This is a genomic window from Kitasatospora sp. NPDC041917 (assembly GCF_055589745.1).
Window position 1 is genome coordinate 398,926 of sequence record NZ_JBVJBI010000002.1, and the last position, 13,181, is coordinate 412,106.

General features: G+C 73.9%; 3 protein-coding genes and 1 pseudogene. 1 reads left to right on the forward strand and 3 read right to left on the reverse strand.

Going from position 1 to position 13,181, the window contains the following annotated elements; all coding sequences use genetic code 11:
- Positions 1-82: 82 nt before the first annotated feature.
- Both ACZ6EM_RS03685 and ACZ6EM_RS03690 read right to left on the reverse strand, forming a co-directional pair.
- Positions 83-5,638, reverse strand: coding sequence for a non-ribosomal peptide synthetase/MFS transporter (locus ACZ6EM_RS03685; RefSeq protein ID WP_465771545.1), 5,556 nt, complete (start codon positions 5,636-5,638; stop codon positions 83-85).
- Positions 5,635-10,749: an amino acid adenylation domain-containing protein gene (locus ACZ6EM_RS03690; protein WP_465771546.1), complete on the reverse strand. Its 5,115-nt coding sequence runs from the start codon at positions 10,747-10,749 to the stop codon at positions 5,635-5,637. The genes ACZ6EM_RS03685 and ACZ6EM_RS03690 overlap by 4 nt, the downstream gene beginning before the upstream one ends.
- A gap of 1,007 nt (positions 10,750-11,756) precedes the next feature.
- Between ACZ6EM_RS03690 and ACZ6EM_RS03695 the strand changes: the two genes are divergently transcribed.
- A complete protein-coding gene (locus tag ACZ6EM_RS03695) occupies positions 11,757-12,746 on the forward strand; it encodes an aldo/keto reductase (protein WP_465771547.1) in 990 nt (329 codons plus the stop codon).
- 116 nt (positions 12,747-12,862) lie between these two features.
- On the opposite strand, the pseudogene ACZ6EM_RS03700 reads toward ACZ6EM_RS03695, so the two are convergent.
- A pseudogene (locus ACZ6EM_RS03700) lies at positions 12,863-13,024 on the reverse strand (IS5/IS1182 family transposase); the annotation flags it as partial.
- Positions 13,025-13,181 lie beyond the last annotated feature (157 nt).

The window sequence follows — 13,181 nt, forward strand, 5'->3', positions numbered from 1 at the left end:
TCAGTTGCGCAGGGTGGCCGCGGGGCCACAGGGACCGCGGTGGCGCCAGAACTCCCCGGTGGGCCGGAGCCGTCGGCTCCGCTCATGCCGGTCCGGTCACCGTCCCCCGCCGGGCATGGGCGCGGTCGGCCGCGGCCTGCAGGGCGTCGAGGTCCTCGGCGATCTCCGCACCGGCGACGGCGTCCGGCAGCTCGTCCTCCATGTACCGCAGGGGGCGGTGGCGCAGGCCCATGACGGCCCAGGCGATCAGCAGCAGTCCGCAGGTGACGAGGAGCAGGCCGGTGCCGCGGCCCGGCCCGGTGCCGAGGGCTCGTCCCACGGTGCCTGCCAGCACCCCTCCCGGGTTCAGCAGGCCGGAGAAGCGCTCGGCGAGGGGCGGGGCGGTGAGGAAGGCCAGCGGGGTCATGGCGACGGCGAGCATCTGGTTGGTGGCGAGCACCCGGCCCTGGAGCTCCGGGCCGACCTTGAGCTGGATGATGGCCAGCCAGTGCGCGTTGAGGATGCTCATGGACGCCCACCAGACGAGTGCTCCCACGGCCGCCAGCGTCACGGACGGACGCAGGCCGACCAGGACGACGCCCAGGCCGACGCCGCTCACGAACCCCACCATGCCGGTCGCCCGCCGCACGGTGCCGCCCCACAGCGCCACGATCAGGCTGCCCGCCACGGCACCCGCGCCGCCGACCGCGGTGACCACGCCCACCGCCGTGGTGCCGCTGAAGGAGAGCACGCTCGGGACCGTCAGCGTCACCGCGAGGGTGCCCAGGTAGTTCTCCACCATGAAGAACACGATCATGATCATCAGCGGACGCCGCCGGATCAGGAACCGCCAGCCGCCGACGACGGTCCGGGCGAAGGACTCCTTCTGCCGCCGGAAGAGTCGGTCGGGGAAGCGCACCCACAGCAGCGCGGCCACGCCGACGAGGAACGACGCGACGTCCACGGCCACCACCCAGGGCAGGCCGACCAGCCCGATCAGCGCGCCGCCGGCCAGCGGGGCGATCAGCGTCCCCAGGCCGGCACCGAGGTTGGCCAACCCGTTGGCCTGCACCAGGTACGGCTTGGGGACGAGCTGGGCGACGGCGGCCAGGTAGGCCGGTCGCCGGAACGCGGTCACCAGCGACATGACGCCCACGATCAGACCGACCTGCCAGAGCGCCAGGCTGCCGCTCCACAGCGCGGCCACCAGGGACACCGTGGCGGTCGCGGAGACGGCGTCGCAGGTGAGCATGACCCGGCGGCGGTCGATCCGGTCCGCCACCGCGCCGCCCAGCGGCGCCGCGACGATCGCCGGGAGCATGGCGAGCATGCTGATCAGCGCGTAGTCGAGGACTCGCCCGCTGCGCTGGTAGGCCCAGACGCCGAGGGCGAACGAGGTCAGCGCGCTGCCGATCAGCGAGACGGTCTGGCCCGCGGCGACGAGATAGAACTTCCTGAGGTCATGTCGCGCCGTCCGGCCGACGACCGTGACGTCGGCGATCGGCTCCGGCAGCAGGCCACCGGCCCAGGCACCGAGCCGCTCGCCGATCAGCGCGGCGAGCTGGGCGGCCTGGTGCTTGAGGAAGTAGTGGCCCGCTCTGGGGAGGGTGGCCAGCTCCACCCGGTCGGCGAAGGCTCCCCACTCCGTGAACCGCTCCTCGTAGAGCTCGGTGGACCGGTCCCGTTCGCCGATCACGCAGAGCACCGGGGCTCGTAGCCTGCGGGCGTCCGCCCTGGTCAGTTCACCGGTGAACCAGCCCTGCGCCTGGTCCACGTCGTGCCGCAGAGCGCGCAGCACGGTCCGCAGTGCCGCTTCGGCCGCTTCCCCGTCGCCGTCGCCGTCGTCCATGCCGCCGAGGGTGCGCAGGAAGTCCCGGTAGGCCCGGTCCGACGTCCAGCGGGTGGCCGGGAACCTGCTGCGCAGCCAGGTCGACAGACGCCCCGGCAGCCGCGCGCCGGGAAAGCTCCCGCCGACCAGCAGGCCCGTCACCGGGACACCTTCGGCTTCCAGACGCAGCGCCAGTTCGGTGGCCGCGGCGGAGCCGACGCAGTGGCCGTACACCGCCACCGGGCCGACCCGGCCACCCGTCCCCGGGGCCGGGCGGGCCGCCTCGGCCAGCTCGGCGACGACCCGGTCGATCAGCACGGTGAGCGGGAGCAGCGGCTCGTCCGGCCGCGCCGGGTCGTGCCCCGGCGGTTCCACCGCCAGCACGGCCGCGCCGGGGATCGCCGTGGCCAGTTCCGTGGCGAGCGGACCGTAGGCGGCGGCCGAACCGCCGCCGTAGGGGAGGCACACCACGGTGACGGTCGGGAGTCGGCCGGGCGGGGGACCCGCCAGCCGGTGCAGCAGGCGGCGCTCACCGCCGGGCCCGCCCGCCTGCGCCGTGTCGAGGAACGCGGCAAGCTCGCGCACGGTCGGCCGGGTGAACAGGTCGATCACCCGTAGCGTCGGGTCGATCGCCCGGACGGCGCGCACGGCCCGGAAGGAGTCCCCGCCCAGGGCGAAGAAGTCGTCGTCGATGCCGATGCCGTCGGGGACGTCCAGGTCGAGGACCTGTGCCCAGGCCTGTGCGACGCGCAGCTCGGTCGGCGTGCTCGGGGCGATGTGCTCGGTACTCGCCGTCGGCTCGGGGGCGGGCAGGGCCGACCTGTCCACCTTTCCGTTGGGGTTGAGCGGCAGCGCGGGGAGCACGACGATCGCCGAGGGCACCATGTAGTCGGGCAGTCGCTCGCGCAACGCCGTGCGCACGCGCGCGACGTCCACGCCGGACGCCGGCGCCGCGGGGGTCACCCAGGCGGCGAGCCGCCTGGCATGGGCCTCGCCGACCGGCAGCACCACCGCTTCGGCGATCTCGGGCAGGTCGCGCAGCGCGGCGGCCACCTCGCCCGGTTCCACCCGGAAGCCGCGGATCTTGACCTGGTCGTCGATCCGGCCGAGGAACTCGAACAGTCCGGCCGTGGTCAGCCGGACCCGGTCCCCGGAGCGGTAGCACCGCGCGGTGCCGGTCACCGGGTCGGGGACGAAACGCTCGTCGGTGAGGTCGGGGCGGCCGAAGTACCCGCGCGCCACGCTCGGCCCGCCGATCCACAGCTCGCCGGGCACCCCGGCGGGCAGCGGCCGGCCGCCGGAGTCGACCACGTAGCAGTCCACGTCGGCCAGTGGCCGACCGATCGGAACCGTCCCCGAACGCCGGGCCGGCGGGGTCTCCTCCACGGCGCAGCCGAGCACGGACACTGTGGTCTCGGTGGGCCCGTAGTGCACCTGCACGGACAGCTCGGGCCGCGCGGCGCGGATCCTGGCCACCAGGTCCCAGGAGCAGGCCTCTCCCGCGAGGATGAGCAGCTTGCGGGGCAGCACGCGGCCAAGGTCCCCGTGGGCGGCGAGCAGTTCGAGGTGGCTCGGCACCATCTTGACCGCGTCGACCGGGTGCGCCTCCAGGTACTCCCCGTACGCCTCCGGGTCGGTGGCCACCTCGCGGTCCACCAGGTGCACCGTGCCGCCGGTGGCCAGCGCGCCGAAGAGGTTGGTCATGCCGAGGTCCGCCGCGTGGGTCGACACCAGGGCGAACGCGCCCCCCTCGACACCGCAGCCGGCCAGTCGCTCCGTCACCGCGTGCAGGTAGTGCACGATCTGCCGGTGCTCGACGGTGACGCCCTTGGGGCGGCCGGTCGAGCCCGAGGTGAAGACCAGGTAGGCCGGCGCTGTCGGATCCACGGCCACCCCCGGTGCTCCGCCGGGCTGTTCCGGTGGCGTACCCGGAGCGGGCGGACCGTCGAGGACCAGCAGCTCCCCCGGGGTGCCCGCGAGGTCCGCGCCGCACCCCGGGAGGCGCCGCGCGAACTCCCCTTCCGCGAGGACGACTCGCGCACCCGCCGTCGACAGGATGTCGGCCAGCCGGTCGTCCGGGTACGCGGGGTCGAGCGGCAGGTAGATCGCGCCGGCTTTGAGGGTGGCGAGCAGGGCGACCACGAGCGGTGTCCGGCGGTCGGCCAGGACGGCGACCGGTTCCCGCGGTCCGACTCCGGCCGCGAGCAGCCGGTGCGCGAGCCGGTTCGCCCGCCGGTCCAGCTGTCCGTAGGTGAGTTCACCGTCGGGGCCCACGACTGCCGTCGCGTCGGGCCGTTCGGCCGCCCAGCGCTCGACCAGACCGTGCAGCGGCTGCTCCAGGTCGAACTGCCGGCGCGGCCCGGACAGCAGCGGTCCGTCCACCGGTTCCACGGCCACCTCCCGCACGGGGCGGTCGAGATCGGACAGCACACCGTCCAGCAGGACCGCGTACCACTCGGTGATCCGCTGCGCGGTGTGCCGCTCGAAGAGGTCGGTGCGGTAGATCAGCGAACCCTCGTAGGTGTCGCCGGTGCCGTTCGAGGAGGTGGCCGCGAACGCCAGGTTCAGTTCGTACTTGGCCGTTGTCGCCGGCGGTGCGAAGACCCTCGCCGTCAGGCCCGGGAAGCGCGGCGCCACCGCCGGGGTGTCGATCACGTTGAGGAGGACCTGGAAGATCGGCGTGGTGGAGAGGTCGCGAGCCGGGCGCAGCCGGTCCACGATCCGCTCGAACGGGACCTCGGTGCGGGCGAAGGCCTCCAGCGCCGCGTCGCGCACCCGGGTCAGCAGCTCCCGGCCGCTCGGCCCGCCCGACAGGTCGGTCCGCATGGTCAGGGTGTTGATGAAGAAGCCGATGGTGTGCTCGGTGTCGGGGTGCCGTCGTCCCGCCTCGGGCACGCCGACCGGCACGTCCTCGACGCCCGACAGCCGGGCCAGCAGCTCCTGCCAGACCGCGAGGAGCACCATGAACGGCGTGCAGCCGGTCTCGGCGGCCCGCCCGCGCACCTTGGCGGTCAGGGCGGCCGGAAGGATCACCGGCACCTCCGCGCCCGTCCGTTCCGCGATCGGTGGGCGGGGCAGGTCGGTGGGCAGGTCCAGGACCGGCTCCAGACCGGACAGCGCATGGACCCACCAGGCCAGGTCGGTCTCCGCGCGGTCGCCGTCCTCCGGCCGCCGGGAGAGCCAGTGCGCGTAGTCCGCGTACTGGACCGGTGGCGGTGCGGGAGACTCGGCCAGCCCGAGCCGCGCCGAGTAGAGTGCCGCCAGTTCCGCCACCGCCACCGTCCTCGACCAGGCGTCGAAGGCGATGTGGTGGACCGTCAGTGCCAGGACGTGCTCGTCGGTGCCGAGCCGGAGCAGCACCGCCCGCAGGGGCGGTTCCACCGCCAGGTCGAACGGCCTGCGCAGGTCCTCGATCAGGCGGCGGTCCAGCGACTCCCGCTCGCCCGGCCCGGTCAGATCGGCCTCGGCCAGCGGTACCGCGTCCGCCGGGCCTGCCACCGCCACCGGCTCGCCGTCGGTCTCGACGATCAGGCTTCGAAGGACCTGGTGCCTCTCGGCGAGATCCCGCACCGCCCCCAGCAGCGCCGCACGGTCCAAGGGTCCGTGCAGGTGCAGGGCGACCGGGATGTGGTACGCGGTGCTCTCCGGATCCAGCTGGGTGAGGAACCACAGCCGGGTCTGTGCGGCCGACAGCGGGGCCGGGGCGCCCGCGTCCGGCCGGGCGGGTATCGCCGGGGTGCCGCGGACCGCGGTGCGGCGGGCCGAGGCGAGCCGGGCACGCAGCGCGTTGGTGAGCCGGGGGTCCCGCCGCTCGGCGGACACCTCGGTCATGCGGCACCGCCACCGGTGACGGAGGCCGGGCGGGCGGGTTCGGCCGGGTCGGCCGATTCGGCGGGGTCGGCCGGGTCGGCCCATTCGGCGAGGTCCGCCGATTCGGCGAGGTCGGCCAGCAGCAGGGCCTCCAGCGCGGCGGCGAAGTCGGCCAGGACCGGGTGCTCGAACAGCAGGCGCACCGGCAGCGCGAAGTCCAGCGCCGCCATCAGCCGGCCCGCGACCCGGGTGGCCGCCAGCGAATGCCCGCCGAGCGCGAAGAAGTCGTCGCGCGCACCGACTTCGGTGGCCCCGAGCACGGTCTCCCACACCTCGGCCACCAGCAGCTCGGCATCGGTGCGCGGGGCGATCCGTTCGCGGCCGGTTTGGCGACCGGGCGCCGGGAGGGCGCCCCGGTTCACCTTGCCCGAGGCCGTCAGGGGCAGGGCGTCGAGCACGACCCACCGCCGGGGCACCATGTGGTCCGGGAGACGGGTGTGCAGGCGCTCCTCCACCGCGGGCGTGCCGAAGGCGTCCGCGGTCGCCGCCGAGGGGTCCACCGCGAGGTAGCCGACCAGATGGGCGTCGGCTCCCTCGCCGAGGACCACGACGGCCGCGTCCACGACGGCGGGCTCTGCGCGCAGGGCGGTCTCGATCTCGCCGAGTTCGATCCGGTGGCCGCGCAGCTTCACCTGCTGGTCGCGGCGGCCCAGGAAGTCGAGGGTGCCTCCGCCGGCCTCCGGCCGGGGGGACCCCCATGGCCGCCAGCGGGCCAGATCACCGGTCCGGTAGCGCCGTCCGCCCGGCGCGAACGGATCCGCGGTGAACGCCGCCGCGGTCGCCTCGGGCCGGTTCCGGTAGCCCCGGGCGACGCCCGCACCGCCGATCCACAGTTCTCCGGTGACTCCCGGCGGCACCAGCCGGCCCATGGCGTCCAGCACGTAGGCCGTCTCCCCGGCCAACGGGCGGCCGATCGGCACCGCCTCGCCGACCGGCGTCCCCACCTGCGCCACGGTCGAGTAGACCGTGCTCTCGGTGGGCCCGTAGGCGTTCCACAATTCGCCTGTCCGTGCCAGGAGTTCGCGCGCCAGCCCGGGGTCCATCGGCTCGCCGATGCTGACGACGCGCACCCCTGGGGCCGACCACTCGGCGGCGACCAGCATCCGAAGCGTGGTCGGCGTGGCGGTCATCAGCGTCACCCCGGCCCGGTCGATGAACCGCGCGACGGCATACCCGTCGACCGCGGCCTTGCGGTCCAGCATCGCCAGCCGGAGTCCGCAGGCCAGGCTGACCCAGAGTTCGAACCCGAACACGTCGAAGGCCGGTGACGTGAGACCCAGCATCACGTCGTCGGGCCGGATGCCCGGCCTGATCCGCATCGCGGCCACGAAGGCCGCCAGGCTCGCGTGAGTGACCTCCACGCCCTTGGGCCGGCCGGTCGAACCGGAGGTGTACAGCACGTACGCCAGACCCTCGGGCGCGGCCTCGGGCAGCCTCGTGGGTCCGGGGTCGGTCAGGCCGCCCAGGTCGAGGACACCGACGCCGACCGATTCGCCGAGCTCGCCGGCCAGCGCGAGGGTCTCCTCGGCGGCGACGACGACGGTTGCCCCGGAGTCGGCGAGTTGGCCGCGCAGCCGTTCGGTGGGCTGGTCCGGTTCCAGGGGAACGTAGGCCGCACCGGCTCGCAGGACGCCGAGCAGGGCGGCGGGCAGGTACCGGTCGCGGGGAAGGCAGACCCCCACGGTGAATGCCGCCGCCGGTCCTGCCGCAGGCTCGGCCGGTCTTCTCGCGAGCAGGGCCGCGGCCACTCGCCGGGACCGTTCGACCAGTTCCGCGTAACTGAGTTCGCCGGCCGAGTCGGAGGCGGCCACCGAGGCCGGTCGCTGGGCGGCCTGTTCGAGAACGGCCGCCACCACGGTCCGCGGACCGCCGGCCGGCAGCGGGACTCCGGTGCCGGCGGCGAGCAGAGCGGCCTTCTCCGCTCCGCTCACCAGCTCCAGGGCCGACAGCGGAAGGTCCGGATCGGCCGCCGCGGCGCGCAGGACCCGGAGCAGCCGGTCGGCGAACGCCTCGGCGTCGGCCGGGCCGAACCGGTCCACGTCGTACTCGATCTGGAGCTCGGGCCCCCGCGCCGTCTCGTTGACGAACACGGTCAGCGCCGCCTGCGTCCCGCCGCTGCTCACCTCGCCGAGCAGCTCCAGACGGACGCCGTCGTGCTCCACCGCCACCGGGAGGCCGGCCGGCTGGAGCGAGAGCACGACCGGGGTGCCGATCGTTCCCCGGGGGTGTTCGACGCCGGCCGCCTCGAAGGCGTCCTGCACGGTGAACCCCGGATGGTCCATGACGCGGGCAGTCGTGGCGGAGGCACGGCCGACGGCGCTCCGGAAGGACAGTCCCTCCGCCAGCCTCAGCCTGATCGGCATGATGCCGACCAGTGGCCCGACGACCGCCTCCAGCTCGGGGTGCGCCCGGTGCGCCACGGCTGCGCCCAGGACGACGTCGGACCGGCCGGTGAGGCCGGCGACCAGCACACCGAGCGCGGTCAGGAACATCGAGAACGGAGTGGATCCGCAGTCGGCCGCGAGCTCGCGCAGCATCGCCGCCGTGTCGGCGTCGAGGGGACGGGCCAGCCGTTCGCCGACCAGTCGACCGGGGCCGGCGGGCCCGGCGGAGAGGAGGTCGTGCGGCGGGACGGCGTCCGCCAGCTCCCGGGCCCAGAAGGCCCGCAACTCCTCGACCCGGTCGGGCCCGGCGGCCAGCGCGCGCTCGTGCAGCGCGATGTCGCCGACCTGTACGGGCGGCGGCGTGATGTCCGAGCCGCTGCCCGACCCGTGGTCCGCCCCACCACCCGGGACGCCGACCAGCTCCGACATCAGGACGCCGATCGACCAGCCGTCGAACGCCACGTGGTCGGTCACGACGACCAGTTCGGCGGTGTCGTCGTCGAGCCGGAGCAGGGTGGCCCTGAGGAGCGGTGTCTCGGTGGCGAGGTCGAACGCGTGGCCCGCGGCCGCGCGAGTCAGCTCGGCCGCCCGGCTCACCCGCTCCGCCTCGGGCACTCCCCTGAGATCGTGCTCCTCGAACGGCACCGGGGCCGGCGGGCGGACCAGCGCGACCGGTTCGTCGTCCGCTCCCCGACCCGAGGCGTCCACCACGACGCCGGCCGGCACGACGCTGCGCAACACCTCGTGCCGCTCGACCACCGCGTCCAGCGCGGCCCGTAGCCGCGCCGTGCCCCGCAGTCCGCGCAGGCCCAGTCGGAAGGCGATGGTCGTGGCGCGCTCGGCGGAACTGACCTGCCGCAGCAGCCACATCCCCTGCTGCGCGGACGTCAGCGGGTACGTGTCCCGCCCTGTGTGACGGACCAACGCGGGCTCCGGCCCGGTGCCCGGGCCGTCGGCCGACCGGGCTCGCAGCAGCGAGGCGAGTCCGGCGACGGTGGGCGCGGCGAGGAAGCCCGCCAGCGGGACGGTCGTTCCGAAGTCGCGGCCCAGGACGGCACAGACGCGGGCGGCCGCCAGGGAATGGCCGCCGAGCGCGCCGAAGTCGTCGTGGATGCCGACATCCGCCAGACCGAGGACACCGGCGACGACCGCCGCGATCCGCTGCTCGGTGTCGGTGCGCGGGGCGACGTACTCGGTGTCGACCCCGCGGCCGAACTCCACCGCGGCCAGTGCGGCGCGATCGGCTTTGCCGGTCGGACCGACGGGCAGGCGGTCGAGGACGGCGATCCGGGACGGCACCAGGTGGTCCGGCAGCCTGTCCCGGAGCCAGGCACGCAGCCGCGCCTCGGTGAGCGTCCGGTCGGCCGACTCCGCGTAGGCCACCAGCTGCCGGGTGCCGTCCTCGTCCGCCGGCGCCAGCACCACGGCGTGCTGGACGGCCGGGTGTCCCGCGAGCGTCGCCTGGACCTCGCCCGGCTCGATCCGGAAGCCGCGGACCTTCACCTGGTCGTCGACCCGCCCGGCGAAGTGGTGGAGCCCGTCCGCCCGCCGGACCAGGTCGCCGGTCCGGTAGTGCCGGACTCCGGCCGCATCCGTGACGAACCGTTCGGCCGTCAGCTCCGGCCGGGCCAGATAGCCCCTGCTGACCAGCGGACCGGACACCCAGAGTTCCCCGACCTCGCCGTCGCCGAGCGGGTTCCCGGAGCTGTCACGTATCGAGAGGCCGCTCTGCGCGTAGGGCGACCCGATCGGCGGCTCCCCCCGCCCGGCCCTGGGCACCTCGTGGGTCACGCAGCTGACGGTGCATTCGGTCGGGCCGTAGCTCTGGACGACCCGTCGTACGCCGGCGTTGGCGTAGATCCGGTCCGCCAGGGCCCGGGTGAGCGGTTCCCCGCCCGCGCGGACGGTGCGCACGCCCGGTGGCAGCGGCTCACGCACGAGCGCGGCCAGTACGGACGGCGTCCCGTAGACCATCGTGACCTGGTCCCTCGCGGGCAGGGCCGGCAGCGCGAGCAGGTTCTCGGCCAGGATCACCGTCCCGCCGCCGAGCAGCGGGAGGAACAACTGGGTCACCGACGGGTCGAAACAGACGGACGTCGCGGCCAGCATCCCGCGGAGTTCGCCGGCCGAGTACACGGACGACTCCCACCGCAGCAGGGCCGTCACATTGCGGTGCTCGACCACCACGCCCTTGGGCCGACCGGTCGAGCCCGAGGTGTACATCACGTACGCGGCGTCCGTCGGCTCGCCGGACATGTCGAGGGCGGCGCGGTCGTCCGCGCCCGGGACCACCGTCTCGACGAGCAGCAGGTCGACGCCGGCGGCCCGGCGGACGTCGCCGCGGCGCTCAAGGACGGCCGACGAGGAGACCAGGTGGGAGATCCCGGCGTCCGTGGCGATGAACTCCAGGCGGTCCGCCGGGTGGGCCGGATCCAGCGGCACGTAGGCCGCACCGGCCTTCCAGACCCCCAGCAGCGCCGGGATCAGCCACTCGTCGCGGTCCAGGCAGACCCCCACCAGCGAACCCCTCCCGACGCCCAGGCGGCGCAACTCGCGGGCCACGGCGGCGGCCCTGCGGTCGAGCTCCGAGTACGTGGTCCGGGCCGACCGCGCCACCACGGCGATGTCGTCCGGGGTCCGTCTCGCCTGTTCCTCGAAAGCCCGATGAACCTGGCCGGTTTCGGACATGCTCGCCGACGTCATTGTCGATCCCCCTCATGAACGCGCCACTGCACCGGATCCACGTCCGTCGGGTTTTCGGTGCAAACGCCCTTTTGAGCGCTGGTCAGTTGTCATTGCCGATGCTGTGTGCGGGCTGATGCCGAGTGCGGTCGGGCAGCCCAAGAAGGTCAGCTCGAAGGCATTTCGGGGCGGGCCTCCAGCGACGCGCCCACCGTACTTGCCGTCTCCGGTGGGGTCCATAGCTGTGATCGGCTTGTCAGCCGGTACCCCCTCGGCCGCGACGCCGACCGCGGTCCCGCCGGTGTCGATCCCGCACGCTTCACAAGGAGCGTGCGGGATCGACGGGTTGGCGTGGGATCAGCCGGCGAAACGCCAGATGTGGTCGTGGTAGCCGTCGTAGACGCCGCCGTGCCACGAACTGTCGTAGCAGGGGTAAACGGTCAGGGGCAGGTCGTTGGCCCGGTCACTTCCGTCGCCGGCCCAGCCGGCGAGGTCCAGGCAGAGGCCGTTCCGGTAGTTGACGATCCCCCATCGTGGGCGGTTTGGGCGGGAATTCCGTGCGTGTATCGCCTGGCTCCGACAGAGCTGCGATCGGGCACGAGGATAGGGGGGTCGAATGCGGCGCGAACCGTCAAGGATTCGATTACGGCCGAAAATGATCGCGCGACCGAAAGGCGCCGGTGATCCAGGTCAATCCGGGCGAGCGGCCCAGGCCCGGCCTGACGAAAAACAGCAGACGCCGTGACCGGCGTGCGGGGTTTCGCCGAGGCGCCGTGCCGACAGGCATCCCCGCTTCCTCGCCGACACCACCGGTGACGGACGCCGCGGTCGGGGAGGGCCACACCTGTGGGCCCATCGTGCACGGGTGCCCGCAGCCGGCCGTGCCGGTCCGCCTCCGGAGGGCACCGGCACCGTAGGGTCCGCTCCGAGGGAAACGGGGCCGACCGGTCACCCGGACCGGGGCGCCACGACGGCGCCGGGCCACGGCAGAGACGAGACGAAGGGAAGCTCACGTGCGACAGCGCAGTCTGCGGGACCTCCAGGTATCGGCCATCGGCCTCGGCTGCATGGGGATGTCCGCCTTCTACGGCACGGCCGACCAGGACGAGGCCACCGCGACCATCCGGCACGCTCTCGACCTCGGCATCACCTTCCTCGACACGGCACAGGTCTACGGACCGCTCACCAACGAGACCCTGGTCGGCGAGGCCGTCCGGGGACACCGCGACGAGTACGTGATCGCCACGAAGTTCAACTACCGGATGGACAGCGCCGTACCGGGCGACATGTCGACCGTGGGCCGCCAGGACGGCTCCGCCGAGCACGTCCGCGAATCCGTCCACGGTTCGCTCGCGCGGCTCGGCACCGACCACATCGACCTGTACTACCAGCACCGGGTCGACCCGAACGTGCCCATCGAGGAGACCGTCGGCGCCCTCGGCGAACTGGTCGCCGAGGGCAAGGTCCGTCACATCGGGCTGAGCGAGGCGAGCGCGGAGACCATCCGCCGCGCCCACACCGTCCACCCGGTCACCGCCGTCCAGAGCGAATATTCGCTCTGGACGCGGGACGTGGAGGCCGAGGTCCTCCCCGCCTGCCGGGAACTCGGCATCGGCTTCGTGCCGTACTCCCCGCTCGGCCGCGGCTTCCTCGCGGGTCGCTTCAGCTCCCCGGACGAGCTGGACCAGGACGACTTCCGCCGCACCAACCCGCGCTTCACCAGGGCCAACCTGGCGGCCAACCTCAAGCTCGCGGAGAAGGTGAACGAGATCGCCGCGGAGAAGGACGTCACCCCTGCCCAGCTGGCGATCGCCTGGGTCCTGGCTCGCGGCGAGGACCTCGTGCCGATCCCCGGCACCAAGCGCCGCACCTACCTGGACCAGAACGCGGGCGCCGTCGACGTCGAGCTCACCGCGGACGACCTGGCCCGCATCGACGCCGAGCTGCCCGACGTGGCGGGCGAACGCTACGACGAGGACGGCATGCGGGCGGTGAACCGCTGACCGACCGGTCCGACGTCACGGCGGCCCCCGCCCACTCCCCCGCCCGGCGGGGGAGTGGGCGGGGGCTCGTACGGGGCGTCGGGGGCGGGGTCGGTCGGTCGCCGGTCTGCGCTCGGCTACGCGGCTTGGCGGCGGTTGTGCAGGCGGGCGATACCGAGCATGGCGTGATGGACGCCGTCGCCCTTGAGACGGCAATCGCGCAGGATCTTCCAGGCCTTCATCCGGGCGGAGACGTGCTCGACGCGGGCTCGGACGTGCTTGTGGTCGCGGTGGTGCTCGGCCTGCCATTCGGTGACTTCGCCTTCCCTGTCAAGCCGGCGTGTTGAGGAAGCGGCGCCCAACTGGTCCCGTCGTGACGCGCACAGGTGATGGCCGGCTGCGCCCCCAGTTCTCTCCGCGCCCCCAAGGCTGGTGGCGGTCAGACGTGCTGGACGG

Bases quoted from the DNA above. Each gene is read 5' to 3' on its own strand.
- ACZ6EM_RS03685 (WP_465771545.1), bottom strand. From the start codon at position 5,638: ATGACCGAGGTGTCCGCCGAGCGGCGGGACCCCCGGCTCACCAACGCG.
- ACZ6EM_RS03690 (WP_465771546.1), bottom strand. From the start codon at position 10,749: ATGTCCGAAACCGGCCAGGTTCATCGGGCTTTCGAGGAACAGGCGAGA.